At 44.3% G+C, this 25,569-nt stretch carries 30 protein-coding genes; 15 read left to right on the top strand and 15 right to left on the bottom strand.

All coding sequences use genetic code 11. From position 1 onward, the window contains the following. Window positions 1-158: 158 nt before the first annotated feature. The 6 genes from ACE1AQ_RS17570 to ACE1AQ_RS17545 all read right to left on the bottom strand — a co-directional run bounded on the left by ACE1AQ_RS17570 (window position 159) and on the right by ACE1AQ_RS17545 (window position 4,637). Complete coding sequence (locus ACE1AQ_RS17570) at window positions 159-335, bottom strand: hypothetical protein (RefSeq protein ID WP_008197130.1); 177 nt, start codon at window positions 333-335, stop codon at window positions 159-161. A gap of 112 nt (window positions 336-447) precedes the next feature. Next, on the bottom strand, window positions 448-1,401 hold the full coding sequence (locus ACE1AQ_RS17565) for an asparaginase (protein ID WP_008197132.1): 954 nt from the start codon (window positions 1,399-1,401) through the stop codon (window positions 448-450). Between the two features lie 22 nt (window positions 1,402-1,423). Then, window positions 1,424-1,927 carry a CGLD27 family protein gene (locus tag ACE1AQ_RS17560; protein WP_002763155.1) on the bottom strand — a complete coding sequence of 168 codons (504 nt, stop codon included), beginning with the start codon at window positions 1,925-1,927 and terminating at the stop codon, window positions 1,424-1,426. A 5-nt stretch (window positions 1,928-1,932) separates the two neighbouring features. Next, on the bottom strand, window positions 1,933-2,337 hold the full coding sequence (gene rsfS / locus ACE1AQ_RS17555) for a ribosome silencing factor (protein ID WP_008197135.1): 405 nt from the start codon (window positions 2,335-2,337) through the stop codon (window positions 1,933-1,935). A 55-nt stretch (window positions 2,338-2,392) separates the two neighbouring features. Then, the gene (gene yqeK, locus ACE1AQ_RS17550; protein ID WP_008197136.1) at window positions 2,393-2,989 is read right to left on the bottom strand and encodes a bis(5'-nucleosyl)-tetraphosphatase (symmetrical) YqeK; all 597 of its coding nucleotides are present in this window, start codon (window positions 2,987-2,989) and stop codon (window positions 2,393-2,395) included. A gap of 79 nt (window positions 2,990-3,068) precedes the next feature. Continuing rightward, window positions 3,069-4,637 carry a YcjF family protein gene (locus ACE1AQ_RS17545; RefSeq protein WP_008197138.1) on the bottom strand — a complete coding sequence of 523 codons (1,569 nt, stop codon included), beginning with the start codon at window positions 4,635-4,637 and terminating at the stop codon, window positions 3,069-3,071. Window positions 4,638-5,550: 913 nt separating this feature from the next. On the opposite strand from ACE1AQ_RS17545, the gene ACE1AQ_RS17540 reads away from it, so the two are divergent. Further along, window positions 5,551-6,312, top strand: coding sequence for a PEP-CTERM sorting domain-containing protein (locus ACE1AQ_RS17540; RefSeq protein ID WP_253257692.1), 762 nt, complete (start codon window positions 5,551-5,553; stop codon window positions 6,310-6,312). A 556-nt stretch (window positions 6,313-6,868) separates the two neighbouring features. After that, window positions 6,869-7,597 carry a PEP-CTERM sorting domain-containing protein gene (locus ACE1AQ_RS17535; RefSeq protein WP_110544159.1) on the top strand — a complete coding sequence of 243 codons (729 nt, stop codon included), beginning with the start codon at window positions 6,869-6,871 and terminating at the stop codon, window positions 7,595-7,597. A gap of 304 nt (window positions 7,598-7,901) precedes the next feature. Here ACE1AQ_RS17535 and ACE1AQ_RS17530 read toward each other — a convergent pair whose 3' ends face one another. Beyond that, complete coding sequence (locus ACE1AQ_RS17530; protein ID WP_002756874.1) at window positions 7,902-8,219, bottom strand: DUF3067 family protein; 318 nt, start codon at window positions 8,217-8,219, stop codon at window positions 7,902-7,904. Window positions 8,220-8,504: 285 nt separating this feature from the next. On the opposite strand from ACE1AQ_RS17530, the gene efp reads away from it, so the two are divergent. The 9 genes from efp (at window position 8,505) to ACE1AQ_RS17485 (ending at window position 15,842) form a co-directional block, all read left to right on the top strand. Next, entirely contained in the window at window positions 8,505-9,062 is a 558-nt protein-coding gene (gene efp, locus ACE1AQ_RS17525) for an elongation factor P (RefSeq protein ID WP_008197149.1), read from the top strand. A 166-nt stretch (window positions 9,063-9,228) separates the two neighbouring features. After that, the gene (gene accB / locus ACE1AQ_RS17520) at window positions 9,229-9,723 is read left to right on the top strand and encodes an acetyl-CoA carboxylase biotin carboxyl carrier protein (protein WP_008197151.1); all 495 of its coding nucleotides are present in this window, start codon (window positions 9,229-9,231) and stop codon (window positions 9,721-9,723) included. 5 nt (window positions 9,724-9,728) lie between these two features. Beyond that, a complete protein-coding gene (locus tag ACE1AQ_RS17515; RefSeq protein ID WP_008197152.1) occupies window positions 9,729-10,715 on the top strand; it encodes a zinc-dependent alcohol dehydrogenase family protein in 987 nt (328 codons plus the stop codon). Between the two features lie 947 nt (window positions 10,716-11,662). Continuing rightward, window positions 11,663-13,564: a glutamine--fructose-6-phosphate transaminase (isomerizing) gene (glmS, locus tag ACE1AQ_RS17510; protein ID WP_008197154.1), complete on the top strand. Its 1,902-nt coding sequence runs from the start codon at window positions 11,663-11,665 to the stop codon at window positions 13,562-13,564. Window positions 13,565-13,619: 55 nt separating this feature from the next. Beyond that, a complete protein-coding gene (locus ACE1AQ_RS17505) occupies window positions 13,620-13,922 on the top strand; it encodes a hypothetical protein (RefSeq protein ID WP_008197156.1) in 303 nt (100 codons plus the stop codon). Next, window positions 13,913-14,152, top strand: coding sequence for a DUF2283 domain-containing protein (locus ACE1AQ_RS17500; protein WP_002794713.1), 240 nt, complete (start codon window positions 13,913-13,915; stop codon window positions 14,150-14,152). The genes ACE1AQ_RS17505 and ACE1AQ_RS17500 overlap by 10 nt, the downstream gene beginning before the upstream one ends. A gap of 289 nt (window positions 14,153-14,441) precedes the next feature. Further along, window positions 14,442-14,642: an aspartate aminotransferase gene (locus tag ACE1AQ_RS17495; RefSeq protein ID WP_106909451.1), complete on the top strand. Its 201-nt coding sequence runs from the start codon at window positions 14,442-14,444 to the stop codon at window positions 14,640-14,642. Between the two features lie 30 nt (window positions 14,643-14,672). Next, window positions 14,673-15,539 carry an Rpn family recombination-promoting nuclease/putative transposase gene (locus ACE1AQ_RS17490; RefSeq protein WP_110544156.1) on the top strand — a complete coding sequence of 289 codons (867 nt, stop codon included), beginning with the start codon at window positions 14,673-14,675 and terminating at the stop codon, window positions 15,537-15,539. A 60-nt stretch (window positions 15,540-15,599) separates the two neighbouring features. Beyond that, window positions 15,600-15,842, top strand: coding sequence for a hypothetical protein (locus tag ACE1AQ_RS17485; protein WP_110544154.1), 243 nt, complete (start codon window positions 15,600-15,602; stop codon window positions 15,840-15,842). 65 nt (window positions 15,843-15,907) lie between these two features. Here ACE1AQ_RS17485 and ACE1AQ_RS17480 read toward each other — a convergent pair whose 3' ends face one another. Next, window positions 15,908-16,537: a PEP-CTERM sorting domain-containing protein gene (locus ACE1AQ_RS17480; RefSeq protein ID WP_110544152.1), complete on the bottom strand. Its 630-nt coding sequence runs from the start codon at window positions 16,535-16,537 to the stop codon at window positions 15,908-15,910. 213 nt (window positions 16,538-16,750) lie between these two features. Next, complete coding sequence (locus tag ACE1AQ_RS17475; protein WP_061432451.1) at window positions 16,751-17,509, bottom strand: sulfite exporter TauE/SafE family protein; 759 nt, start codon at window positions 17,507-17,509, stop codon at window positions 16,751-16,753. Between the two features lie 315 nt (window positions 17,510-17,824). On the opposite strand from ACE1AQ_RS17475, the gene ACE1AQ_RS17470 reads away from it, so the two are divergent. Further along, on the top strand, window positions 17,825-18,712 hold the full coding sequence (locus tag ACE1AQ_RS17470; protein WP_008197180.1) for a lipid kinase: 888 nt from the start codon (window positions 17,825-17,827) through the stop codon (window positions 18,710-18,712). 2 nt (window positions 18,713-18,714) lie between these two features. Here ACE1AQ_RS17470 and ACE1AQ_RS17465 read toward each other — a convergent pair whose 3' ends face one another. Then, entirely contained in the window at window positions 18,715-19,770 is a 1,056-nt protein-coding gene (locus tag ACE1AQ_RS17465; RefSeq protein WP_110544150.1) for an amino acid ABC transporter substrate-binding protein, read from the bottom strand. A gap of 24 nt (window positions 19,771-19,794) precedes the next feature. Continuing rightward, complete coding sequence (locus tag ACE1AQ_RS17460) at window positions 19,795-20,535, bottom strand: TIGR00297 family protein (RefSeq protein WP_110544148.1); 741 nt, start codon at window positions 20,533-20,535, stop codon at window positions 19,795-19,797. A 45-nt stretch (window positions 20,536-20,580) separates the two neighbouring features. Between ACE1AQ_RS17460 and ACE1AQ_RS17455 the strand changes: the two genes are divergently transcribed. After that, window positions 20,581-21,285 (top strand): cytochrome b/b6 domain-containing protein, encoded by a 705-nt coding sequence (locus ACE1AQ_RS17455; RefSeq protein WP_106909445.1) that lies wholly within the window; start codon window positions 20,581-20,583, stop codon window positions 21,283-21,285. A gap of 100 nt (window positions 21,286-21,385) precedes the next feature. On the opposite strand, the gene ACE1AQ_RS17450 is transcribed toward ACE1AQ_RS17455, so the two are convergent. From ACE1AQ_RS17450 to ACE1AQ_RS17435, 4 genes are all read right to left on the bottom strand, one after another. Further along, window positions 21,386-22,003, bottom strand: coding sequence for a bifunctional 2-polyprenyl-6-hydroxyphenol methylase/3-demethylubiquinol 3-O-methyltransferase UbiG (locus tag ACE1AQ_RS17450; RefSeq protein ID WP_106909444.1), 618 nt, complete (start codon window positions 22,001-22,003; stop codon window positions 21,386-21,388). A 287-nt stretch (window positions 22,004-22,290) separates the two neighbouring features. Further along, window positions 22,291-22,530 carry a 2Fe-2S iron-sulfur cluster-binding protein gene (locus ACE1AQ_RS17445; RefSeq protein ID WP_008197189.1) on the bottom strand — a complete coding sequence of 80 codons (240 nt, stop codon included), beginning with the start codon at window positions 22,528-22,530 and terminating at the stop codon, window positions 22,291-22,293. A 9-nt stretch (window positions 22,531-22,539) separates the two neighbouring features. Then, window positions 22,540-24,015: a cobyric acid synthase CobQ gene (gene cobQ, locus ACE1AQ_RS17440; protein WP_110544145.1), complete on the bottom strand. Its 1,476-nt coding sequence runs from the start codon at window positions 24,013-24,015 to the stop codon at window positions 22,540-22,542. A gap of 191 nt (window positions 24,016-24,206) precedes the next feature. Continuing rightward, window positions 24,207-24,608: an Npun_F0494 family protein gene (locus ACE1AQ_RS17435; protein ID WP_172456630.1), complete on the bottom strand. Its 402-nt coding sequence runs from the start codon at window positions 24,606-24,608 to the stop codon at window positions 24,207-24,209. Window positions 24,609-24,723: 115 nt separating this feature from the next. On the opposite strand from ACE1AQ_RS17435, the gene ACE1AQ_RS17430 reads away from it, so the two are divergent. Both ACE1AQ_RS17430 and ACE1AQ_RS17425 read left to right on the top strand, forming a co-directional pair. Then, complete coding sequence (locus ACE1AQ_RS17430) at window positions 24,724-25,026, top strand: hypothetical protein (RefSeq protein WP_008197202.1); 303 nt, start codon at window positions 24,724-24,726, stop codon at window positions 25,024-25,026. 55 nt (window positions 25,027-25,081) lie between these two features. Further along, window positions 25,082-25,537, top strand: a complete 456-nt coding sequence (locus tag ACE1AQ_RS17425; protein WP_106909442.1) for a ferredoxin — start codon at window positions 25,082-25,084, stop codon at window positions 25,535-25,537. The last annotated feature ends 32 nt before the right edge of the window (window positions 25,538-25,569 follow it).

Raw genomic sequence — 25,569 nt, 5'->3', positions numbered from 1 at the left:
TCCCAGCTTTGGTGGGTAAAATGTATTCTAAGATACATTTCTCAAGAGCGAGGGGGTGGAACGAACCACAAAGACACAAAGGACACAAAGATCGACCGATCCTATGTCAATTAAACTTATCACACAGAACCTAGAAGAGCCATATTCTGAATAGCTTGTTAAGTTTTTTGGTTAAAATCACTTATGGTATAAGTCCCTTCTGCAATTCGTCGTTCTTTTTCCGCTTCTTCTAAAAATTCAGCTAGGTGTTTTTTTAGATAGGTTGCTAGGCTATCTTGTTGTTCTTCAGAAAGCAGTGCAATTTGCTCGAAAGTTTCTTGAATTAATTTAGTCATAGGTATTGTACTCCGAAGTTCAGTTTTTGAGGAAAAAAATCAAGAGATAAATACTGCCCTAACACACCAAAAAGAAAAGTTTTTGATGTGTTACCCTTGGTCAACCTACTATTTATAACAAAGCCATTTCTCCCACCACTTCCAAGCGGGTATAACTGCCGATTTTAAGGAATTTTTCCGAGAGAGATTCGGCCACATTGGGAGTAATCCAGCCTAACTGTTTGAGAATTTGCAAAGCGGCGGCATATTTAGCCCGTTTGGAACCATCTAAAGCTTTAATTGCTAATCCTAAACCTTCACCGACGCGCCCAATACATTGAATCCCTTCGGCCCCGGCTTTACTGACGATTTCCCCTTGGCTAACCTGCATTAATTCCGTATCAAAAGCCCCTTCTCCTGCTACCATGCGGGGATGATAGGTCATCGCCCGGACGATTCTTTCTAAGTCTAAACGGTTGCCAGAGGCTAACTGGGCGTAGAGATGGGCCATTTGCCCCAACTGCATTGAATAGGTGGGCGCACCGCAGTCATCGTGGGCGCTGATTAATTCATCCCCCGGCATTCCCAATAATTCGGCAATTTTGCTTAAAATTAGCTTTTGTATCTGACTAGAACGCCGCAGATAGGTATTTAACGGCCAGCCACGCTGTTGACACACTGCTAACATCCCAGCGTGTTTGCCAGAACAATTGTACTGCAAGCGACTGGGTTTGCCTTCGGGGAGGGGACATTGCAGGGCATTGGGATCGATATCGGCGCGCCAGAGAATATTAAAGACTTGACGGGCGTGTTCCACCGTGCCTTGGTGAGAACTACAGATAATGGCTAGATCCTTATCGTTGAGATCGTAGCGTTCGAGGGTGCCGGTACTGATGACAGCCAGTGCTTGAAAAGGTTTCAGGGCCGAACGAATAAAGGCGCTAGTTTCGGCGCTGCCGGCGGTGGATAATACCCGGCCGCGGTCATCGCAAATAGCGGCCTCGACATGATGAACCGATTCAATAATACCTTCCCGGAGGAGATGAATTTCTAATCGGTGGGTTGGTGAACGTTTTACCCTATTCATTCAGATTGGTGATTGGTTGCGGTTAGTGAGTGAAAAATAGCCAGAAAAGACCACTGATAGCGACAATTGCCCCTAAAATCAGGGCGGTTTTTTGTAAACGCTGGAGAATGGGCTGGATTTGATAGGAGACGATTAAACGATCGCGGGTTAAAATGGCGGCGGTTTTTGTCCAGATTTGGCCATCGTACCAGCCCGACTCTTCATAAAATACTTTCTCCGATTGCAAGCGATCATAGACGTAGATCCAGCCTAAATACAAGCGCAATAACACCAATCCTACCAAAATTGTCGAGCCAAAAATCCCCGCGCAGAAGAAGAGAAAAGGGGCCTTTTTGAGGGGAAAACTAGCGGCGGCAATCGGTCCGACAATTAACCATGTCCACAACCATAACCAGACAATTTTTTTTGTATAAGAGGCTACATCTAGCGTCGCCCAACGGAAAAACCAAGATTCTTTTAATTGTTCGTACTCGTTAACCGGTTGCTGTTCTTCCGGGACGGGACAGAAATCAAGGGAGGATTTCATGGATTCTACTCCTCTAAATGGTCGCTAGGTAGAGGAATCCGTTGAGCATGACCCCAAAATGCTTCTAAATTATAAAATTCTCGCTCTTTTGGTAAAAAGATATGGACAATGATAGCGCCATAATCCATCAGGATCCAGCTACCTTCGCTTTTTCCTTCCACTTGTCGGGGGGATTGTTGCCATTCTAGTTCCATAGCAGCTTCGATCGCATCCTCGATCGCTCGCACTTGGGTGGTAGAATAGCCGGTAATAATCAGAAAATAATCGGTTAAATAACAGATATCGGCGACTTTCAGGATGGCGATGTCCCCTGCTTTCTTGTCCTCGGCAGCGGTAACAATTGTCTCTAGAAAATTTTCGGTCTTGAGATTTTCGGCGATGGGGGTAATAATTCCAGTGGGATTGGTCATTCAGGTTGTGGTTATCCTTTGGCTGAGGTGGTTGTAAGCGAGTCTTGAGATTATGTTAATCAATGGTTTTAGTTTCTGTTGGTTGTTCTTTAACAATTTGTAACGCCCAGTTGCGCGTTAGCACGGTGCGGGGATGAATGGGACAATGGCTACTTAAAAGATATTTTAGGGAATAATCGCAGGTTTGTTGAACGCTTTTATGGAGATTTTGATAGCTGAGTTGTCGTAGGGCGTTTAATTCGGGTGTATCGCCGCGATTGGGTTCCAAGGCATCGGCAATAAAGACTATACAGCTAAGATCGCTCATATTGGGTTTACCGAGGGTATGATTGCGAATTGCTTCGAGAATTTCCTCGTCGGTAACGTTAAATTCTTTTTTGGCGACAATTGCGCTCACGTCGGCGTGGAGTAAGTGGGGATGGGATGCACAGATATTATCCACGTCTATTCCCGCCGATTCCGCCATTTTTAGCAGTTTTTTGGGCTTGAAAAATTTAGCCAGATCGTGCATTAACCCGGCTTGCCCTGCTTGGACGGTATCGAGATCGTGATGACGAGCTAAATCAATACACATGGTCTCCACACCGAGAATATGGCGCAGACGGTGTTCGTTGACGTTTTCTTTTAACCAGTCGATAACTTGCTGTCGCATCTTTTTTTGCCCTTGTGGAACCCCAAAACGATTGTAACAATTACTATACAATTTTGCCTATCGCTTCAAGGTTCGATCTTTACCAATCATCCTCGCGAGTAGCTTCTAAAACTTCTTCTTGCTGCCAATCATCCTGAAAAGGTTGTACCACTTTACCGATCGCATCGGCCACAAAAGACTTAATAAATTCTTCCTTGCGACTGAGTTGAAATTGTCTTTGTACCACTTCCGTCATACCACCGTCACCCCAGTCTTGATCCTGACGGAAATATTCAATAAAACTTTTGCCAGCAATGCGGGTTAAATAGGCGGCACTGACCCCTTGAATTGCCTTACCGACTATATAGGTAGTAAAATTTAATTGTAGGATTCTGGCTAATAATTCTACTGCTCCTTTCACTACTCCCAAACTAACTAGAGTTTTGCCTAAAGATAGAGCCAATTCCTTGCCTCGATCGCTGTTAATTTCACAGCCATAAACTTGACCAATTTCTCTGACCATTTGAGCATTAACCGCCGCCGTTGCTAACAGATCGAACACTGGTAAGGGAGTCACCGCAATCACTCCCGCACCGATCCACTGATAGCGATCGATAATTTTATCAGCTTGGCGACGACGTTGGCGATCAATAATTTTCCTAGCTTCTTCCCCCAATCTTTGGGATTGTAAGAGGATATTATCCGCCACTAAATCCTCCCCTTCGGCCCGTAAAACTGAAGCTAAACGTTTAATTAAAGCTAAAATATCCGGTTCTGGTGTGATGATTTGTCCACCGGTTAACTGTACTGGTTGGGGATTAGCGGTAACGGCAATAATATCGGCGGAAAGGATCACTCCTTTTAGCCGTTCTCGTAATTGTTTTAAAATCATTTCTCGATCTTCGTCGCTATAGAGATCGATTTTATTAAAGACTAAGAGAGAACGTTTACCAATATCAATTAAACGCAATAAAGGGCCGTATTCCGATTGTCGAATATCGTTATCGATGACAAATAAAAGTAAATCTGCTTCCGTGGCTAATTGTCGCGCTAACTGTTCCCTTTGACCTCCGGCCGCACCAATTTCGAGAATGCCGGGGGTATCGGTAATTTGAATTTCCCGATTCACACCTTTCATTTTTAAACTATAGGTTTCCCCTTTTTCCGTGGTTCCCATGGTTGCCTCCACATTGCCCACCATTTGACCGATGAGGGCGTTAATTAGGGAGGTTTTTCCCGCCGATCCCGTGCCGAAAACAATGATTTTAACTTCTTTTCTGACTAAACTTCGCTCAATTTCTTGGGAACGCTTAATAAAAACCTGTTGGGTTACTTTATCTTGAATTTGCTCCACTTGTTGCCGGATAGCTTTTAAGGTTTCCCCGGCGGCCTCGGTTTTTTCTACTGGTAATTTTAGGGGTGGACGGGAGGAAGAACGCAATCCGCGGCGACTTTTTTGCTGCTGGGGCAGCAGATAAAAGTAGTACAAAAGAACGTATATTAGCAAACCCAGCAGTCCGATAATGAGCAAAAGCAGAATATTAGCTAAGATAGGAGCGGTAAAGGCGATCTGGATGTAAAGACGATAGATAGAGTTGACTAACCACAACATTAATCCGAAAATAAAGCTCAGACCAATGATTAAAGTGGCAAGACGGGGTAATTTCATCAGCTTTAACGGTAGGGGGTTCCTTAATCTTGATCTTAGTTCTTTGCCGGCCGATTGTCGGGAACTAGAATAGACTATTATCTATAGTCATAATTGTTTTTATTTACCTCGTTGCAAGGGTCTCCCTTGCAACGCATTTCCAGAGGATTAGGGGTCGAAGAAGGTCGTCACCGACCTCCCCTCCCATTCAGAGTTGCCTTTTGCAAGAGCGCCTCTTGCCTCGTCTCAACAAGCAATTTGAATTAGGAACAGCTTATCTAGGACTGACTGAATAAATCTAAAAACCTTGTTGGATCAGACTTTTAGGCTTTTTCCCCTCCTGAAAATGGCTAAAACCCGACGGCCGAGGCCTGCCCCCAGGAAAAACTTTTTGCCGCAAACCCCGATAGGCATCTGCAAAAATTGTCACCCAATCACAGCTTCCTTTTCGGCTGTGTACTAACAAAATAGTTCTATAACTGAAATGTCTATCTAAGTAGGTAGGCACAATTATTTGTAGGATGGGTTAGCGGTAGCGTAACCCATGCGGGCGTTGGGTTTCATGCTTCAACCCAACCTACGTTCATTTTATATTTAATTCCACCCACCTACTTATCGTTGCTAATTCAATTTCACAGAAAAAATATCAGGCAATTAAAATCATTTTTATTTGGGTAGATTTCTTAACTAGAAAAACGTTTAGTCTTGACATAATATCATGTCGAGGTTCAATGATGATCTGCGTTGCAGCTTACCTGTGACCATAAACACTTCCTTGACTAAATGAAATCACACAAGTCTTTAGATACGGGCTGTATGATAGTCGCAGTAGATAACATTATTGCGATTGCTTTCTGCTTCTAATCTATACCGTATTACTATTTGTCAAAGTGCAATAGTGATATTTTACAGCCCATCTTTTGCAAGTTTGTTATTGAACGATATCCGTTTTTTGCCCTATTACCAACTACAAATCAAAATGATCACAAACATCTCTAGACAACTAACCACTGGCGCTCTTGCTATCGCTGGCACCGTTGCCGCCTTCGGCTTTGCTGGTACTGCCCCCGTCCAGGCGCAGGCGTTGTGTACATCGCAAAGTTTCACCACTTTCATGACCACTCCTTGCCGGAGGACGGACAAGTTGTTTACATACATCAACTCAAGTGGCAGTACGATTAGTGACATAGGCAATTTTCTGGGCATTACGCACAGCACGATGATGCCAATACACAGTTTCACCTTCACCCCAGCTGATCCTCTAAATACCATGATGGGTTCTCATACCATAAGCTACTCGGTCGAGATAGTTAATGACCCTCTCACTCCCGAAAATGAAGCTTTGACGCAGATGTTCTCAACGTTCAGCGCTGGCTATACCGCGACTGGCAATACTAACTTCGGTATCTCTCTGCAAAAGGAGGTTTGGTCAGATGGTATCGCTGGGGCGGTGTTGCTCGGAACTTCGTCGGCTAGTAGCGCCACTAGCTCTGTTGGTAACGTAGTTACAGTTCCGACAGGTACCACGAAAATTTTCGTCAGAGACACTTTCGGTGTATCCAGTCCTTCAGGATCACTGAATAATATCACCAACGTCTTCACACAACAAGCAAGACAAAGCATTTCCGAACCTTCTGCTATCCTCGGTATCTTCGCTGTTGCCGGTGTTGGCTTTTTCCTTCGTCGCAAGAGCTAGTCACTGCCATTAGAGCAAAGACAAGCGTTAAGGTTAAGCTTAACGCATTTTTTTGTGTCTAGAGAAGGGGATGGGGAAGTGGGGGAGTGGCGAGTTCGAGCATTTGTATTAAAATATCCAATACGCAATTTAAATGCAGTATACTGTTCACTTAACAATCCCACTGGTCACTGATAAGCTAAGACGCATTTAAAGTTGGGTAGGGTGCGTTAGGCAATCCCTTGTTTTTAGGGCAAAAATCAAGCTCTGAATATTGCCGTAACGCACCACAAAGAAAGGTTTTTGGTGAGTTACGCTAACGCACCCTACTGGGGAGCATCTCACTTTCTTTTCATTTCATTAACTTGACTGGTGCAAGTTGGGAATCTGGTAATGTACCGCAAGTCCTTCGTCATCGCTGTGCTTATCTAAATGGTTGCCTTTTTTAACTTTTTTATTGATCTCATTAAGCATTTCTACTTATGCCAAGGGGCAGATGCTCCCAGGTCATAACTATTCTAGACTACGGAGGTATCCGCATTACTGCCCTAATTAATAAATTGACAAACAACTTAAAATGATCACCAACATATCTAGACAACTAACCACTGGCGCTCTTGCTATCGCTGGCAGCGTTGCCGCTTTCGGCTTTGCTGGTGCTGCCCCCGTGCAGGCGCAGGCGGTGTGTTTACCACAAAGTTTCAACAATTTCAAGACCAATCCTTGCCGAAAAGGGGACAAGTTGTTTACACACATCTCCTCAACTGGCATTGGTATAAATGACCCGGCCAATTTTCTGACCATTACGGAAACCGTGCTGCCCTTGGGCGATTTGCACACCGTGACCTTCACCCCAGCTACCCCTCTGACCAGTCTAGCTGGCCCTTATGTCATAGATTACACGATCGAGATCGTTGATGACCCCGACACTCCCAACGTCAACGAACTTTTGACGAAGATGTTCGAAGCATTCAGCGCTGGCTATACCACAACTGGCCAGACTGACTCCGGTGTCTCTCTGAACAAGACGGTTTGGTCAGATGCTTTCGGCGGGACGAGTTTGGTCGGAACCTCGGAGGCCAAAAGCTCTGATATTGGTGGCATTGGCTCTCCTGGCCTAACGGTTCCAGTTGATCCGAATATCCTGAAACTTTACGTCAGAGACACTTTCTTTGTCTCTAGTGTTGACGGATCACTTAACAGTATCACCAACGATTTCAGACAAAAATCCATTCCCGAACCTTCTGCTATCCTCGGTGTCTTAGCCGTTGCCGGTGCTGGTGCTTTCGTTCGTCGCAAGAGCTAGTCACTGTCATTAGATTAAAGGCAAGCGTTGAGGTTAAGCTTAACGCCTTTTTTGTGTCTAGAGAAGGGGATGGGGGAGTGGGAAGTGGGGGAGTGGGGAGAAACAGTACATAACAGGGTTTTTCAGGTTGGATTGGCAGTTAATCGGTACCCTTAGAAAGGGATTTGGTGAGCTAAGACCCATTGTAGCCGCCTCTCCTTAGATTAGCTGAATCTCCCCCGCCCCCCCAACCCCCCCGACATCGGGGGGGGCCAGGAGGGGTGTTGCCTCTTGCAAGAGTGCCTCTTGCCTGATCTCAAATTGATCACTGATCACTGATCAGCCATTCCGAGGCCCTTTCACCTAAATCTAAGGCCAGACTAACCGCTTTACCGAGACGGGGACGCTCGCGAGTTTCGCGGATAAAAGCTTGGAATTGACTAAAACCCCCCCATTCGTGGAGATAATTAGCGATCGCATTGAGATGTTCCAGATATTCAGACTCGGAGAGGGGAAAAGAAGCTTGTTCGAGATATTTCCACATTACCTGGACATGAACCTTATCTTTGATGCGTCGCAGCTGGATATCGTAGGAACGACCCCATTTTTCTAGTAATAATTGCTGTAAGTCCACACCCGTCATGGTTGCTATCGCTTCTCAGATGTCAGTCAGTCAATTAATTCTAACTTACTTTTAGCTGCTGCCCCTAGGCTATCCTAAATCCGGTTATTAAAACCGGATTATCTATTGCCCCTATTGCCTATTGCAAGAGTGCCTATTGCCTGTCCTGATATATAGCCTACACTCAACGGATTTAGTATTAGTCCACCTCGCTTCGATGGGGACAAATTCCCGCAAAAAAGTTTTTTTCGGTACGGCGAGTATGTAAAATGGAATGTTGATCTTTCTTGGCCTAAACAGCATTTCATGATTTCGAGTAACGACTTTCGGAGTGGCACGACCATTGAGATAGATGGCTCTGTCTGGCGGGTGGTGGAATTCCTGCACGTCAAACCGGGTAAGGGATCGGCCTTCGTGCGAACCAAGTTAAAAAATGTTCAGACCGGCAACGTGGTAGAACGGACGTTCCGGGCGGGGGAAACCTTACCCTCAGCCACGATCGAAAAGCGGACCATGCAGCACACCTACAAAGAAGGCGATCAGTTTGTCTTCATGGACATGGAGACTTTTGAGGAAGCAACTCTCACCCCGGCACAGATGGGCGATCGAGCCAAGTATCTGAAAGAAGGAATGGAAGTCAATATTCTCTTTTGGAATGAGCAAGTGTTAGATGTGGAATTGCCCACCTCGGTAATCTTGGAAATCACCGATACGGACCCAGGAGTCAAGGGAGATACGGCCACTGGTGGCACCAAACCGGCGATCGTAGAAACGGGAGCGCAGGTGATGGTTCCCCTGTTTATTTCCATCGGTGAAAGGATTAAAGTGGACACCAGGGATGGTTCCTATCTGGGACGGGAATAATTGTGATCAGAAGCCCAGAAATGGGGCATTAGGGACGGGTTTAGGACTAAAGCCAGTGTTTCTGAGCCTGTTTCCCAAAACTTAGCCGCTAGATGGGAAAAATCGACGGTTTAGTGGGTGTGAATTTGGATTTGTTGCTTTTTATTTGCGGGGGGATTTCAGAGCGGTGACTATTGATTACAACGAAATTCGAGAACTGATCAAAACACTGGCAGCAACGGATATCAGTGAATTTAGCCTGAAAAGTACGGATTTAGAGCTAAATATCCGTAAAGGAACCGTTAATGCTGCCCTTAGTCCTCTCCCCGCTCCCTTGCCGGTGGTGACGGCCCCAGTCGCCCCTCCAGTGGTGGCCGCCAGTCCTACCCCGGCCCCAGAAACCCCCACTGCCGAACCCGTGGCCGCCGCTATTGATAAAAAATGGTTGGCGATTACCTCTCCCATGGTTGGCACTTTTTATCGCGCTCCCGCTCCCGATGAACCGTCCTTCGTGGAAAAAAACGATCGAGTTCGGGTGGGGCAAACGGTCTGTATCATCGAAGCGATGAAGTTGATGAACGAAATCGAAGCGGAAGTGGCCGGGCAAATCGTCGAAATCGCCGTCGCTAACGGTGAACCGGTAGAATTTGGCCAGACGTTAATGTGGGTTAATCCCGAATAGATAGAATGAAAGCTATCCTCATGACTGCCGTGGATGTGCTGCAGCTTCAGCAAGTCGCCACCCCGAAAATTAGTCAACCGCATCAGGTTTTAGTGGCATTAAAAGCGGCTGGTGTCAACCCTATTGATACAAAAATTCGTAAACGCGGCACTTTTTACCCCGAGCAAATGCCAGCCATTTTGGGCTGTGATGGGGCGGGAATTGTCGAGGCCGTTGGGGCGGCGGTGCAGGATTTTCGCCCCGGGGATGAAGTGTACTTTTGTAGCGGCGGACTGGGCAGGGCCGGCACGGGAAATTATGCTGAATATGCCCTAATCGAGGCGGATTATCTAGCCCACAAGCCGAAATCTCTTTCTTTTGCCGAGGCGGCCGCTGTACCTTTGGTTTTAATCACCGCTTGGGAAGCACTCTACGATCGCGCCCGTCTCCAGTCGGGACAAAGCGTCCTTATCCATGGCGGGGCCGGGGGTGTTGGTCATGTCGCGATTCAATTGGCGAAATTGAAGGGGGCTAAAGTTTATACGACGGTGGGAAATAGCGATAAAGAGCGTTTAGTGCGGCAATTAGGGGCAGATTACCCGATTTTATACAAACAAACCGATTTTGTCGCGGCGATACTTCAAGAAACCGCAGGGAAAGGGGTAGATATCGCTTTTGATACGGTGGGAGGGGAAACTTTTGGGCAAACCTGCCGAGCGGTGCGAGTGTACGGCGATCTGGTGACGATTTTGGAACCTACGGGCAGCTGGAAAGAAGCCCGCGATCGCAATTTGCGGATTAGTTTAGAATTAATGTTAACCCCGGCTTTGATGGGACTGCCAGAAGCGCAAAAATATCACACAGAAATTCTCAGACAAGGGGCGCGTTTAATTGACGAGAAAAAGTTAACCATTCATCTCTCCCAAACCTTCCCTTTAGCGGCAGCTATCAGCGCCCATCAATTGCTAGAAACTGGTTCGGTGACGGGGAAAATCTCCCTAATTATCGACTAGAAATCTGCCGGTCACTATTTTCTCTCATAAGCTCGGAGCTGCCTTTTTACTGAAAAAGCTCCCCACACCCCACACCCCACACCCCACTTCCCCACTTCCCCACACCCCACTTCCCCACTTCCCCACACCCCACACCCCTAGGGCTGTTTCATTCTCCGAATCTAATTCTTTTTTTTGCTACCTTTAATCGCTTATGAGGCAAGCAAAGCACGGCGTTTTTAAAAATTTTCAGATATATATTTCCGAGAAATCGACTAAAAACGTTGCCAGATAAGGATTTGAGAGAATGAAACGACCCTAGTGGTCGGGGGGCAAGGGGGTCAGATTCAGCTAATCTCAGGATAGACGGTTAAAATGCGTCTTAGCTTAGGCCCGCAAAAATTAAAACTTTTCTGGACTCATCCCAGCAGATTCGGTGACTGAATTACCTTTGATAAGTTTTTTATATCAAACAAGCTTTAATAATTGAGAATATTTAAATTTACATTTCGCAATATTTATGATTTTTTCAGAATTTATTGAGAATACTTCTCATTTGTTTACGAGGTTGCAATACTTCCAGCGATTATGGTATAATTTCGCAGTATGAAATGATGGGTCTTTTTGTGCTTTTTAGGCTTTTTAGCTGTCTGTTGATCCTAAAAACCCTTGCTAAATCTACACGGGTCTATTCAGCAACAGCAATAACTGGGGATTATACAGCCTTTTTTAAGCCAACCCGTTGATCAATTAATTGTGTAGTTTTGTTGCAAAGGGAAAGTTTTTTTGACAAAAAGAACAGAATATGCTGCTGGGTGATCTATATTGCTTTTATTTATTCTCCCCACACCCCACTCTCCTATAGGGGAAACTTTACCCTTACCCCTGCGTCTTTAGGCTCTAAGCAAACAAGCGCCACGCTTGCGATAGAATAGATCGGACTTAGCCTAAATGGGGTGAGCGAAAGAATGTGCGGAATTGTTGGCTATATCGGAACCCAAACAGCGATCGATATTCTCCTAGCTGGTTTGGAACGTTTGGAATATCGGGGTTATGATTCGGCAGGGATTGCCACAATTCTCGAAGGTGAATTACATCGAGTCCGCGCCCAGGGAAAACTCTACAATCTGCGGGAAAAATTAGAACAGGAAGTTAATCCCTCCCAAATTGGCATCGGTCACACCCGTTGGGCAACCCACGGCAAACCCGTAGAAAGTAATGCCCATCCCCACACCGATAATAATCAACGGGTGGCAGTGGTACAGAATGGCATTGTCGAAAATTTTCAGGCATTAAGAACAGAATTAAAGGAAAAAGGCTGTATATTTGACTCGGAAACCGACACAGAAGTTATTCCCCATCTAATCGCCAGTTATCTACCCAAACCTACCGATGAAGAAGACTTGGGGGTGAGTCCTTTCCTCAAGGCAGTTTTAAGGGCAATTCAACGTTTAGAGGGAGCCTTTGCCCTAGGGGTGATTAGTCCCGATTATCCCGATGAATTGATTGTCGTGCGGCAACACGCCCCTTTAATCATCGGTTTCGGTCAAGGGGAGTTTTTCTGTGCCTCCGATGTCAGTGCTTTAGTTCCCCATACCCGGGCGGTGCTGTCCTTGGATAATGGCGAAATCGCTCGGTTAACACCCTTGGGAGTAGAAATTTATAATTTTGAGGGGAAAAGAGTCCGTAAAAACCCCAGAGTTCTCGATTGGAGTCCGACCACCGTAGAAAAACAGGGTTATCGTCACTTCATGCTCAAGGAAATCTACGAGCAACCGGGAGTGGTGCGCGACTGTTTAGGGACCTATCTGCATCCCCATTGGAATGCACAAAATGGGGATAATGTCAACCCGATAAATCTTAATTTTTCTGAGGAAATTTACGAAAATTTAGAACATATTCAGATTTTAGCCTGTGGAACCAGTTGGCACGCCAGTTTAGTCGGGAAATACTTGATTGAGCAGTTGGCAGGTATTCCCACAAGGGTACAGTACGCCTCGGAATTTCGCTATGCCCCCACCCCCCTGATGCCCAATACTTTAACCATCGGGGTGACACAATCTGGGGAAACAGCCGACACTTTAGCGGCGTTGGAAACAGAAAAACAGCGTCGTTTAGGGTTAGGAAAAAAATATCAGGCCCGGATTATCGGGATTACTAATCGCCCCGAAAGTACCCTAGCACAAATGGTCGATCAGATTATTAATACCCAAGCGGGGATCGAAATCGGGGTGGCGGCAACTAAGAGTTTTACCGCCCAGTTATTGGGTTTTTATCTCTTAGCTTTGGATTTGTCCTATCGTCGTCAAACTCTGTCTTTAGAGAGAATCGAGCAAATTATTAATGAAATGCGATCGCTGCCAAGATCGATCGAAACTGTCTTAGAAAAACAGGAAAAAGCGATCGAAGAATTAGCCCATGAATTTAATGACACCCAGGACTTTATTTTCCTGGGACGGGGGATTAATTTCCCCATTGCCTTGGAAGGGGCCTTAAAACTCAAAGAAATCAGTTATATTCATGCGGAAGGCTATCCCGCTGGAGAAATGAAACACGGACCGATTGCGCTTTTAGATGCAAAAGTTCCCGTAGTGGCGATTGCGATGCCGGGGATAGTTTATGATAAGGTTCTCTCCAATGCACAGGAAGCAAAAGCCAGGGATGCGCGGTTATTGGGAGTAGTTGCCGACAGCGATACGGAAGCACCGAAAGTCTTTAATGATTTGTTGTATGTGCCGGAAGTTGAGGAATTATTATCGCCAATTTTAACAGTAATTCCCCTACAATTGCTCTCCTATCATATCGCGGCCCGTCGTGGTTTAGACGTGGATCAGCCGCGCAATTTAGCCAAAAGTGTCACGGTGGAATAGGGTTCATCGGGTTAAAAGTGTGGTTTAAAGGTCTATTAGCACTGAATCGGAACCGATGAATCTTCATGCAACTTCTCAGAATGGGGTTTTAATTCGTCTGACAGAGGAGAGATGGAAACACATTATCAGTGGACATAGTGAATTAGTATCGTATCAAGCGGAGATATTGGAAACCATCCGCTATCCTGAGAAAATCCTAGTAGGAAACCAGCAGGAATTGTTGGCAGTTAAACAAATAGTTTCTGGAAAATATCTAATCGTTGTTTATCGAGAATTATTAGATGGGGGATTTATTATTACTGCTTATTTAACCCGTCGTCTTCGTGAATTAACCAAGAGGAAACAAATATGGCCATAACTAGCATTAATATTCAATCCTATCTTAACTTCGCCAAGATGATTCACGCTCTGCCTCAGCAAGATTTTTGGACAGCTTATGATGCAAAAGCAGATGTTTTGTATATTAATTTTCATCAACCATCTTTACCGGCGGATGATAGCGAGTTAACAGATAATGATGTGATTATTCGTTATCAAGGGGATAAAATCATTGGTTTAAGTATTCTCAATGTTAGTAAAATCCAATGATGCTATAAGTAGGGTTTGCGGCAAAAAGTTTTTCGTGGGGACAGGGTGTGGGGTGTAGGGTTTTACTGGTTTTGAGGTGGCCAATTACCTAATTTTCAGGGAAAAAGTGCCTAAATTTTCCCCCCGATCACTCCCAGACCCGGAACTTTTTGATTTCAAAAAAGCCTAAAGATATTATCCAACAAGGTTTTTAGATTTATTCAGCAAACCCTATATAGGAGCGATCAATCTTTGTGTCCTTTGTGTCTTTGTGGTTCGTTCCACCCCCTAGCCAGTTTTAAGTAGGTAGGTGTTAAAAGTTGTCAGACCCCCTCAGTATTTTCAAGATGTGCGCGAGGAAGCGCGTCAGGAAGGTCGTCAGGAAGGCAGACTAAACAAAGCATTAGAGGCGGTCCCCCGTTTGTTGGCCTTAGGGTTAAGTGTTGAGCAAGTCGCATCCGCCTTAGAGTTAGAGGTTAAACAGGTTAGAGCTATACAAAAAGGGACATAAAAAAATGCGATCGCCTTGTAAAATAAAAGCATGAAAACTGACACGATTTTTTATCAACTCTTTCAATCATTCCCCTCTATCTTCTTTGAATTAATTCAACTCCCTATCAGCGAAGCCAATAACTACCGCTTTGACTCAGTGGAAGTCAAACAACTTTCCTTTCGTCTTGATGGAGTCTTTCTGCCTCAAAATAATAACCCCCAGACTCCTATCTACTTCTGTGAGGTACAATTTCAAGAAGATGAGGCTTTTTATCAGCGCTTTTTCACTGAAATATTCTTATATCTCAGTAAAACTGACTTAACCAATGATTGGCGGGGTGTGATTGTCTATCCTAACCCTCAAGTAGAAACCAATCAAATTCAACGCTATCGGGAACTCCTCAACTCCGAGCGAGTCAGACGGATTTATCTGAATGAACTAGAAAACATTCCTCAAACTTCGATTGGTTTAGCTACAGTGCAATTAATCACCCTATCTAAAGCAAAAGCGATTGATAGCACCCGAAAATTAATCCAAAGAGTGCGGCAAGAATTAACCCCCGACCAAAAACCCCAAGAACTCTTACAATTAATAGAGACGATTCTCGTTTATAAGTTACCGCTTCTCAATCGTCGGGAGATAGAAACTATGTTTAGTTTAGATGAATTAAAACAAACTCAGTATTTTCAAGATGTGCGCGAAGAAGCGCGTCAGGAAGGTCGCGAGGAAGGCATTGAGGAAGGTCGCGAGGAAGGTCGTCAGGAAGGTCGTCAGGAAGGTCGCGAGGAAGGCAGACTAAACAAAGCACTAGAGGCGGTCCCCCGTTTGTTAGCCCTAGGGTTAAGTGTTGAGCAAGTCGCATCCGCCTTAGAGTTAGAGGTTAAACAGGTTAGAGCTATACAAAAAGGGAGATAATCTTCTTCTGTCCTCATGTCTAGGAGGTCCTGTTAATCCTATCGTCGGGAGATAGAAACTATGTTTAGTTTAGATGAATTAAAACAAACTCAGTATTTTCAAGATGTGCGCGAGGAAGCGCGTCAGGAAGGTCGTCAGGAAGGTCGTCAGGAAGGTCGTGAGGAAGGCATTGAGGAAGGCAGACTAAACAAAGCATTAGAGGCGGTCCCCCGTTTGTTAGCCTTAGGGTTAAGCGTTGAGCAAGTCGCATCCGCCTTAGAGTTAGAGGTTAAACAGGTTAGATCTATACAAAAAGGGAGATAACACTATACCGCCCCCCTAACCAAAAAAGAAGGCTTTTAAACCTTCCTTACAGCAGAATTGGTCATTTATTGCCGTTTGCGAGCCAATACACCCAGAGAACCCACCGCTAATAAACCTAAAACGGTGCCTGGTTCCGGGGTTGTCTGTGTCTGGGCAGGTTGAATGGTCCAGTTAGCAGCAACGATATTACCTGATACATTGGTCAATCCGACCCCGTTGCCGAAATCATTAGTATAGTAAACTTCATTGCCCCCACTTACAAACCATGCGTTAGGTGTTTGTGTAGAATTGGTTGAGACGACATTGACATTAGAGTTATCGCTCCAATCAGAAGGAACAGCCGTTAATGTTCCTGAGGCATTGGTGACAAAACTTCCTGTATTATCATACAACCCATTACCCCCATTAGGATTAAAGGTAGTAACGTGGGCCCCATTACCAAAATTGAAGGTGACACTCACAATGTCACTGGCGGTCCATGTTTGGCTCAACAGGGAAGTTCCCCCATTGTCAAGCTGATAGGTAATAACCGCAGTATCACCGACACTAACGTTATCGACAAGGGGTAAAGATGTGGTTGCTGCAACAGTGTCCGTATAGGTAGCGGTAAAAATGGCGGCATGGGCGGGAATGGCACTGAAAACGGCACAAGTCACCGCAGGAAGGCAAAGGGCTTTTAGCAGTTGATTAGTCATTTTTGATTGATTGACAAGTTAATTTCATGGCTAAGAATGGGAAAAAATTGCTATTTATACCCCATAAATCATTGCTTAATAGTAATAAGCAGCATAATTCTACCCCCCCCCCGAATTTGTCAAGTATTCTCCGTTTTTTATTGATGAATCCGGAAAAAAGCCCATCAGGGAGAGAGTGGAAGGGTTAGAAATTAACCAGTCCGTTGATCCGGTCTAAGAGCAAGCGCGGATGAAGAAATAAATGGCCATCAGTAGCAGAAAAATATAAAAAGTAATCCGCACCAATCGATCCGGTAATTTCGGTAAAAAACGAGTGGTTACTTGTACACCTAGGGAACCACCGATACCTAAAATAATCCCTTGTAGATAAAGAATATGACCGGCTTGGGCATGAGCGAAACAGGCGGCGATCGAATTGAGTAAAACCACACCTAAACTGGTGACAATGGCGATTTTGATCTTTTCTGCCAAAAAAATCATTTGTAGTGGCACCATGATCGCCCCACCGCCAATTCCGAAAATACCGGCTAGAAATCCAGCGATTCCTCCGGTTAGCAGACAGGCTAGATTAGGATGCAATCTAAGGGCAGAAACTGGCTCTTTTTGGCTTAAATTTTGCTTGAGATTGGTTAAATAGATATTGAGTAGTAAAAAACAACCAAAAGCCGCTTCTAGGAGGTGTTTGGGGCTAGATTTGACCAGATAGACCCCGATAAATGCCGTAAAAATCCCGGGTAAACCTAAGAGGAGAACTCGCTGCCATTTGAGGGAACCTAATCGCCAATTTTGGATCGTACCCCCTAGGGAAGTGAAAACGATCGCTAAACTGCTGGTAGCCACCGATTCCCCGTAACTGTAGCCCAAATTTAACAGGATCGCCACGGAGATAGTGCCACCCCCAATACCAAATAAACCCGCTAATAAGCCCGAAAAAACGCCCGTTATCAGTAAAATCAAGTAATTGTCTGCCATTATCTTCGGTTCATGGCCTTGAGGGGTCTGAATTTGCTATTATACATAGGACTTACTGAAAAAGTTTGTTGGTGGGGTGTGGGGTTTTATGGCTGGCACTTTTTGAGGGCAAAAAAGTCTAAAAGTCTGATCCAACAAGGTTTTTAGATTTACTCAGGCAGCCCCACCTAGAGGCAATGGTAGAACATTTTCTCGAAGAAAGGGCTATTAAACTAAAATTTAGTGATCAATGGGGCTAAATTATTGACAATCACCCGATATTTTTTCTGATTTAATTACATAACCTTTATCCCTGCACTGCTGAGAAACTTACCTATGACTAAAAGAGCTTTACTACTAATCAATCGTCACTCGCGCAAGGGTAAAGAAAACTTTGCTCAAACTGTCGATCTGCTCAATCATTGGGATTTTGAAATTATCAGCGTCCCTTTGAAAAAGGTAGAAGATATACCTTTTTTGATGGAAAAATATCGCTATGATATTGATTTAGTTATCGTCGGTGGTGGTGATGGGACTCTCAATGCTATGGCGGATATGTTGGTAGAAACTCAACTGCCCCTAGGTATTATACCTTTGGGAACGGCTAATGATTTGGCCCGGACTTTAGGGATACCGAATTCTATTGCCGAAGCCTGTCGAATTATTGCGGAAGGTAACTTAAAATATATCGATTTAGGTTGGGTAAATAATAAATACTTTTTCAACGTGGCTAGTTTAGGATTAAGTGTGAAAATTACCCAAAAACTGAGCAAGGGTTTAAAGCGACGCTTGGGAATTTTTGCCTACGCTTGGACAGCCCTACAGGTATTAAGTAAAACCCGTCCTTTTACCGCTATGATCCGTGTTGATGGCCAAAATATCAAAGTTAAAACCCTACAAATAGCGATCGGAAATGGCCGTTATTATGGGGGAGGAATGCCGATCGCTCATGATGCCCAAATCGACGATCAAAGATTAGATTTATATAGCCTAGAAATTCAACACTGGTGGCAAATTTTCCCGCTTTTATGGACATTACCGCGAGGACAACAGGGTTTATTATCTTGGGTGAGAACTCTTAAAGGGAAAGAAATTCAAATTCAGACTCGTAAACCCCATAGTATCAACACCGATGGCGAAATTACTAGCACTACTCCCGCCATGTTTCGAGTTATTCCAGCGGCCTTAGGAGTCTATATTCCCCGTCAGGAAACACAATCTTAAAATTAACGAAAAGGAGGAGAATACAATAAACCACCCTTTGTCCAAAGATTATTTAAACCTCGATCGAGTTGCAGGGGTTTACCGATTTCACGATCATAAATTTCACCGTAATTACCCACCTGTTTTAAGACTCTTTGGGCAAAATCATTGGGTAAACCCATATCTTCGCCTAACTTCTCATCGATACCCAAAAAGCGCCGAATACTGGGGTCTTTGCTATCGGCAAAAGTGGCAATATTTTGGGAGTTAATCCCGAATTCTTCCCCTTGAATTAAACTAAAAACGATCGAGCGGACGGCATTCGACCAAGCGGGATCACCATCGGCCACGGCCGGGGCCAAGGGTTCCTTTGATATTACCACTTCTAATAATTGATGATCCTGCGGTCGGGGAAAAACCGAGCGCCGGGCCACCAATTGGGAGCGATCGGAGGTGACAGCCTGACAGCGCCCCGCCTGATAAGCTGTATATAAAGCCTCCACATCATCGGAAACGATCGGTTTATAACCTTGCACTGCCGCTTTTGCCATGGCATCGGCCAGATTTTGTTCTGTGGTGGTTCCCGATAGCACACAAATGGACTTTCCGCTTAAATCTTCTAATTTCTTAATATTACTGGCTTTCGTGGCCATAATTCCCTGACCATCATAGAAAACCGGGGTGATAAACTCCATCCCCAGGGCGGTATCCCGGTTAATCGTCCAGGTGGTGTTGCGACTGAGGATATCCACTTCTCCCGTCTGTACGGCAGTAAATCTCTCTTGGGGGCTAAGTTTACGATATTCGACTTTGGCGGGATCATCAAAGATAGCCGCCGCAATAGCTCGGCAAATTTGCACATCTAAGCCTGAATATTCGCCTTTTTCATTAACAAAGCTAAACCCCGGTACTTCTCCGTTAATGCCACAAATTAACTTACCGCGATTTTTCACCGTTTGCAAGCGGCCCGCATCGGGACTATTTGCGGTGGTAGAACTAGAATTAGGTTGATTTTCCGTCCCACAGGCAGTAATTAGCAGTAACAGCAGGGACAATGCACAAAAACGCCACTTTAGCATAGATATTTCTTTAGTCACTTAATTTTAGCTGAAAGACCAGAACAAGCTTAACAGGATAGCCACGATCGCACCGATAACCGTATTGATCACATTGACCAATTCATTAGTTAACCACAGAAAGCGAGTCTGTAGAGTAGCTCCGATGAGACTTTCGATATTGGTAGCGATAAATGCCGCAATTACGCACCATAACACACCAAGAAGATCGATCGCACCGATACCCCATGCTAACAGGGAAATAGCCGTGGCTGCCAGCAAACCGGCGAGCGTTCCTTCTAAACTAACAGCCCCTTCCGTTCCCCGGGGGACGGATTTAAAATTAGTAATCAGATAAGTGGTTTTACCGTAAGCTTTGCCCACCTCACTGGCAGTAGTATCGGCTAATTTGGTGCTAAAACTAGCCACATAAGCGAGTATTAACAGGTAATCCCAGGGAGAAGCGGCAAAAAGACTTAGGATAGCGCAAATTGCCCCCGCTAAAGCGGAACCCCAGACATTTTCAGGACCGCGCACCCCCGCTCTTTTTTCGGCAATTCCCTCCGCTTCCTTGCGAGCTAAACCGATGCGGGTGACAGTAGAACCGACGAGGAAATAGAATAAAACAATCAGATAACCGCGCCATCCCAAGCTTCCCCAGACAATTACCCCTAAAACCCAAGCATGGAGATAACCCATCGGAGTTAAGAGCTTTTTTGGGGCAATTGCAGCGATTCCGAGGAGGACGGTATTGAGAAGAATAGCGACGAGCCAAGGATGAGTTAACATAGTATCTGGGCAAAGTTTACCTCCCCTATTGTATCGATCGAGTCGATGAAAACTAATCAACCTTATCAACCTCTTTTACTGCGAATTCTGCACGGATTAACAGGAATTGCTCTCATTGCCGCCATGGTTACGGCCTATTGGACTTATGATACTTTTGACGGTCGTTGGTTAAAACTGCCCTTACCAGAATATCGAGAAATTGAAAGTATTCATGGCACTTTTGGCCTCTATACTCTGATTATTTTTCCCGTTTTTGCTATCTATGCTTTTCGTCGGGGCAACAAAAGATTAATTCAGAGTGATTCTCTTAACAAATTAACCCAATTTGGTCGGCCGATTTGGTGGTACAGTCTCCATCGTTTAGTCAATACTTTGACTCTTTTTGCCCTAACTTTTGCCTTGTATAGTGGCCGGATGATGGATTCCGAATGGCTACCGGAAGGGGAATTAAATCACTTTTGGTATTATGCCCATTTGCTCAGTTGGTTAATTATGGTAGTAGTTCTGATCCTGCACCTACTCATGACTGCTAAAGTGGGAGGGATTCCCCTATTATTATCTATTCTTAAATGGCGTTTTCGTGAACAAGATAATCCGAAATTATGGTTATCTCAATTACGTCAATGGCGGTTAAATTTGCGTCTAGCCAATACTTGGCAGTGGCTACAATCCCTTAACTTATATAAAGTCCTAGAGATTGTTATTTTATTGGCTATTATAGCGGCTTGGATTGTTCCCAAGTTTGACTAAGCTGTACTGTATTTAAACTGCGTATTGGGAATTTTAGTACAAATGCTCAAATTCCCTGCTCCCACCTCTCCTATACCTTTTAAATAGGATTTAGTATGATTTATTGACCCCGACGAGCGAGAATAATCATCGTCTTTGCTAAGGGAGCAATACGACCAATAGGATAGACTTTTTCTACCGATAAATTAGCTTCTGTTAACAGTTCTGTGATGGTTTTAACAGACCAAAATTTAATATGTCCGTGATCCCAAAGAGCGGTAAAATGCTCGTCCATCTTACCCATAGCCGCTAGGAACAAATTTTTGAGATAACCATGATAGGGAGTGGAGATCAGTGCATATCCTCCGGGTTGCAGGAGATGATAAACGGTCTTAGCATAATCGCGCGGGGCATAGACGTGTTCTACCACTTCCAAACTAATTAGCAGCGGAAAAGTACCAAATTTACTAGCCAGATCATCATAGGCCGAGCCAACGTGTAGATCAAGCTCAGGATAGGCTTTTTTTGCCTCTGCTATCCCCGATTCGGAAGGATCGCAGCCACTGACTTGAAATCCTTTTTCTGATAACCAATTAGCGATCGAACCGTTGCCACAACCGAGATCAAAAATACGCTTTTCAGGAGGAGCAAGATCGGCAAAAATCTGACTTAGAGAGGGGAGCAAATAAGCGTGGGCAGTCCCACAGCAAGAATTCTGATAATGATAATAATCTGACATATTCTAAAATAGTTAATATGTAAGTGTTTTCTATGGTATCACCACTATCGCAGGGTATTACAAAAAGTAACTTTTGTCAAGGGTTTGGTAAAATTTATTCTTACCTCCCATTGATACGAGCTATTATATTATAATGTCAATATATTGCATATACTATTATCAATGGACATGGTGCAAAAATTAAAAACCTTCTCCTAGGCGAGAAGTCTCCGAGTCAGTATTCTCCGAGTTAGAAGTCGGAAACTTAACAGTAATAGCTGAATTCTGTTATCAGAAAACCCGAACAATTACCAGAGCGGATCGGAGTATAAATGAACGGTTAAAGAATCTTGATCGCCGGGGATACCAGTAATACAGCTACAAATTTGAGTGCCATCATCTAATTCTACTTCACAGGCGTGACAGGAACCCATTAAACAGCCGGTAGGAATGTCAATTCCTGCTTTTTTGGCCACATCTAATAATAGTTCTCCGGTTTCCGCTTCTATGATGATATCATCGGGTAAAAAATGCACTGCAATAGTCATAATTTCTCCTTACAAATGAGAAAAAATAGGTTTAATATTTAAATGTTCTTCCAGTAAATTAGCCATAGTATCGAGGGTTATTTCTCTTTGTTCACTATAGTTAGCAATTCCCGTAGGCAAAGACAATAAACCGCGACGCTGACGTAGATGATTTAACCAAGTTCTTCGCCAAGAACCATTATCAAAGATACCATGTAAATAACAGCCCCAAATTGACAGAGAATCATTGACAATTCCTAGACTAGCATCTTCCTCGAACATTTTTTGATAACCTGATTGACTTTCCCATTCGCTTATTCCCTGGTGAATTTCGTATCCTGTTATCGGTAAACCCCCTTGGGGATAATTAGATAAAACCTGTCGTTGACGGGTAATTTTTTCGGCAGTAATTACGGTTTTTAAGGGCAGTAAATTTAAGCCAGCTGCCTCACTATCGGAACCTTCTCGATGTTCAGGATCGAGGATTAATCGCCCTAACATTTGCAAACCACCACAGATGCCAAAGATAATACCTCCCCTTTGGTGATAGGCTTGTAATTGATTAGCCATACCACTTTGATTAAGAGCAATTAAATCAGCAACAGTGGTTTTAGATCCGGGGATAATTACCCCATCGGGATCACCTAAAGATTCCTGTAATTCTAGATAACGTACATTGACCGTTGCTTCACCACAGAGAGGGTCAAAATCAGTAAAATTAGCGATATGAGGCAGACGAATGACACTGATATTTAGTTCAGCTTTAGGTTTTTGGGCGGGTCGATCGAGTAAACTAAGAGAATCCTCGGCACTTAAAAAGATATCACTATAGGGAAGAACTCCCAAAACGGGAATTTTTGTGTAATCTTCTAGCCAAGTAATCCCCGAATCTAAGAGAGATTTTTGTCCGCGAAATTTATTGATCACAATACCTTTAATTAAAGCTCTTTCCTCCGGTTCTAATAATTCTAACGTACCGACGACGTGAGCAAAAGCCCCCCCGCGATCAATATCCACCACTAAAATAGTAGCGGCATCGAGATATTTAGCCACCCGCATATTAGTTAAATCCCGATGTTTGAGATTTATTTCCGCCGGACTTCCCGCACCTTCACAGACAACTAGATCAAATTCTGTTGATAATTTAGCTAAAGATTCTTTAATTGCTTGCCAACCTTGGTCAAAATAATTCTGATAATAATCCGCTGCCGTGGTGACACCCACAGCCTTGCCTTTAATAATCACCTGAGAGGTCATATTTCCCTGGGGTTTTAATAAAATTGGGTTCATTTCTACCCGGGGGATTGTCCCCGCGGCCCATGCTTGCACCGCCTGAGCGTGACCCATTTCTCCCCCTCCGGCGGTAACATAGGCATTAAGGGCCATATTCTGACCTTTAAAGGGTGTTACTTGCCAGCCTTTCCGGTTGAATAAACGACATAAAGCCGCAGTTAAAAAAGATTTACCCGCGTGGGAGGTTGTCCCCACTACCATAATTGCTTTCATCTAGTTTTTTTATTGAGTATTTTCAGTGAACAGTAATCGGTAAACAGTAATCAGTTGATACTAAATCCGTTGAGTATATGCTACTTATAAGGACAGGCACTCATGCAAGAGGCTAATAACTGAAAACTCACATCTGATAACTGATAACTGATAACTGATAACTGATAACTGATAACTGACACCCGACAGCATTAAAAAGAAAACCAACGTTGCAGAGTATTTAAAAATCTTTGCCAGAAAGTGGGTTTAGGGAAAAGGTCCCCTTGGGGTTGCCATTTTTCTATTAATTTTCTCCCTAAAGGAGTGAGACGAAAACTATCGGTTATCCCCTGTCCATCTACTTCGCGCCGCAAAATTCCCACCTTAATCAACCAGAGAAGATAGCTTTCCGCTGCTGCTTCCGTCAGCAGTCGGGAAGTATAACCTTTTTCTAAACCCCCAGCACCCGGAATGCTTAAAAGTGATACACTTTGCTCCAGCATAGCCGCAAATAAGGTGACACGGAAAGGGGAACAACACAGGGCGCGTTCGGCCCTAGTGATGGTAGCATCAGGATAATTGATGGCGGTAACGGTGGCAGTCGATAGGCTCATAGATTCCGATCGTTTAGCTATTGATAAACTCATTGTTACATTAATTCTGCGTCAACCCCTGTCAACCCCAATCATCGATAGAATAGGGATGAAGTGTTAATTAGCTTGAGTGTTTATGCAGTCTCCCGAACCGTTCGATACTAAATATACCCCAGAAGCAGTGGAAGTGGAAATTGAAACCGACGATTTCCCCCCCATTGATACCCCGGTTAGTTTCGCTACCACCCTCGAAAAAGTGAAAACTTGGTATGGCAGCCTGTCCACACCGGCACAGGTAGTGGTGGCAGTGGCGGGGGTTTTTGTGGCTCTTTCGATTTTAACGGCGATTTTACGGCTAGTTAGCGCAGTTTTAAGCGCTTTAATCCTCGCCGCTATCGTTTATCTCATCTATCGTTACATCCTCAAACCGAAAGTTTAGTCGGCCATGCACATTTTCTGTTCAATGTCAAGAGTTTAGTTGATAAAAAAAATTTATGGAAGAAGCGGACACCAGAGATATCTTAGGGGAAAATGTGGCTAAGTTGGGATTGGCCCAGATCCAGCGTCATCTATTTCTCTGCTGCGATCAGACTAAGCCAAAATGTTGTGACAAGCAAGAAGGGTTAGAAGTGTGGGATTATTTAAAGAAGCGGTTAAGTGAATTAGAACTCGATCGTCCTAGGGCCGACCGTCCGGGTTGTGTTTTTCGCACTAAAGCCAACTGTTTGCGGGTTTGTAGCCAAGGACCGATTTTATTAGTGTACCCGGAAGGGGTCTGGTATGGAAGGGTAAACAAGGAAGCGATCGAAAGAATTATCCAAGAACACCTAATCGGTAATCAAATCGTCACCGAATATGCTTTCCTTCGCCACGATTTACCAGCAATTTCTCTGAACTGTCCAGAAGAAGAACCCGAAACAATAGAGGAAAACAGGGTTAAAACTAACTGAAATCACTGATTCGATCGATTAAGATAAGTAGC

The sequence above is a fragment of the Microcystis sp. BLCC-F209 genome (assembly GCF_041928595.1).
Lineage (GTDB): Bacteria > Cyanobacteriota > Cyanobacteriia > Cyanobacteriales > Microcystaceae > Microcystis.
This window is presented reverse-complemented; position numbering and strand designations above follow the sequence as displayed.

Bases quoted from the DNA above. Each gene is read 5' to 3' on its own strand.
- ACE1AQ_RS17560 (WP_002763155.1), bottom strand. From the start codon at position 1,927: ATGAAATCCTCCCTTGATTTCTGTCCCGTCCCGGAAGAACAGCAACCG.
- ACE1AQ_RS17570 (WP_008197130.1), bottom strand. From the start codon at position 335: ATGACTAAATTAATTCAAGAAACTTTCGAGCAAATTGCACTGCTTTCT.
- ACE1AQ_RS17545 (WP_008197138.1), bottom strand. From the start codon at position 4,637: ATGAAATTACCCCGTCTTGCCACTTTAATCATTGGTCTGAGCTTTATT.
- rsfS (WP_008197135.1), bottom strand. From the start codon at position 2,337: ATGACCAATCCCACTGGAATTATTACCCCCATCGCCGAAAATCTCAAG.
- ACE1AQ_RS17460 (WP_110544148.1), bottom strand. From the start codon at position 20,535: ATGTTAACTCATCCTTGGCTCGTCGCTATTCTTCTCAATACCGTCCTC.
- ACE1AQ_RS17430 (WP_008197202.1), top strand. From the start codon at position 24,724: ATGCAGTCTCCCGAACCGTTCGATACTAAATATACCCCAGAAGCAGTG.
- ACE1AQ_RS17565 (WP_008197132.1), bottom strand. From the start codon at position 1,401: ATGAATAGGGTAAAACGTTCACCAACCCACCGATTAGAAATTCATCTC.
- ACE1AQ_RS17470 (WP_008197180.1), top strand. From the start codon at position 17,825: ATGACTAAAAGAGCTTTACTACTAATCAATCGTCACTCGCGCAAGGGT.
- ACE1AQ_RS17490 (WP_110544156.1), top strand. From the start codon at position 14,673: ATGAAAACTGACACGATTTTTTATCAACTCTTTCAATCATTCCCCTCT.
- ACE1AQ_RS17480 (WP_110544152.1), bottom strand. From the start codon at position 16,537: ATGACTAATCAACTGCTAAAAGCCCTTTGCCTTCCTGCGGTGACTTGT.
- yqeK (WP_008197136.1), bottom strand. From the start codon at position 2,989: ATGCGACAGCAAGTTATCGACTGGTTAAAAGAAAACGTCAACGAACAC.
- cobQ (WP_110544145.1), bottom strand. From the start codon at position 24,015: ATGAAAGCAATTATGGTAGTGGGGACAACCTCCCACGCGGGTAAATCT.
- ACE1AQ_RS17465 (WP_110544150.1), bottom strand. From the start codon at position 19,770: ATGCTAAAGTGGCGTTTTTGTGCATTGTCCCTGCTGTTACTGCTAATT.
- ACE1AQ_RS17455 (WP_106909445.1), top strand. From the start codon at position 20,581: ATGAAAACTAATCAACCTTATCAACCTCTTTTACTGCGAATTCTGCAC.
- ACE1AQ_RS17445 (WP_008197189.1), bottom strand. From the start codon at position 22,530: ATGACTATTGCAGTGCATTTTTTACCCGATGATATCATCATAGAAGCG.
- ACE1AQ_RS17435 (WP_172456630.1), bottom strand. From the start codon at position 24,608: ATGAGCCTATCGACTGCCACCGTTACCGCCATCAATTATCCTGATGCT.
- ACE1AQ_RS17450 (WP_106909444.1), bottom strand. From the start codon at position 22,003: ATGTCAGATTATTATCATTATCAGAATTCTTGCTGTGGGACTGCCCAC.
- ACE1AQ_RS17485 (WP_110544154.1), top strand. From the start codon at position 15,600: ATGTTTAGTTTAGATGAATTAAAACAAACTCAGTATTTTCAAGATGTG.
- glmS (WP_008197154.1), top strand. From the start codon at position 11,663: ATGTGCGGAATTGTTGGCTATATCGGAACCCAAACAGCGATCGATATT.
- ACE1AQ_RS17475 (WP_061432451.1), bottom strand. From the start codon at position 17,509: ATGGCAGACAATTACTTGATTTTACTGATAACGGGCGTTTTTTCGGGC.
- ACE1AQ_RS17530 (WP_002756874.1), bottom strand. From the start codon at position 8,219: ATGACGGGTGTGGACTTACAGCAATTATTACTAGAAAAATGGGGTCGT.
- efp (WP_008197149.1), top strand. From the start codon at position 8,505: ATGATTTCGAGTAACGACTTTCGGAGTGGCACGACCATTGAGATAGAT.
- ACE1AQ_RS17505 (WP_008197156.1), top strand. From the start codon at position 13,620: ATGAATCTTCATGCAACTTCTCAGAATGGGGTTTTAATTCGTCTGACA.
- ACE1AQ_RS17535 (WP_110544159.1), top strand. From the start codon at position 6,869: ATGATCACCAACATATCTAGACAACTAACCACTGGCGCTCTTGCTATC.
- ACE1AQ_RS17515 (WP_008197152.1), top strand. From the start codon at position 9,729: ATGAAAGCTATCCTCATGACTGCCGTGGATGTGCTGCAGCTTCAGCAA.
- ACE1AQ_RS17425 (WP_106909442.1), top strand. From the start codon at position 25,082: ATGGAAGAAGCGGACACCAGAGATATCTTAGGGGAAAATGTGGCTAAG.
- ACE1AQ_RS17500 (WP_002794713.1), top strand. From the start codon at position 13,913: ATGGCCATAACTAGCATTAATATTCAATCCTATCTTAACTTCGCCAAG.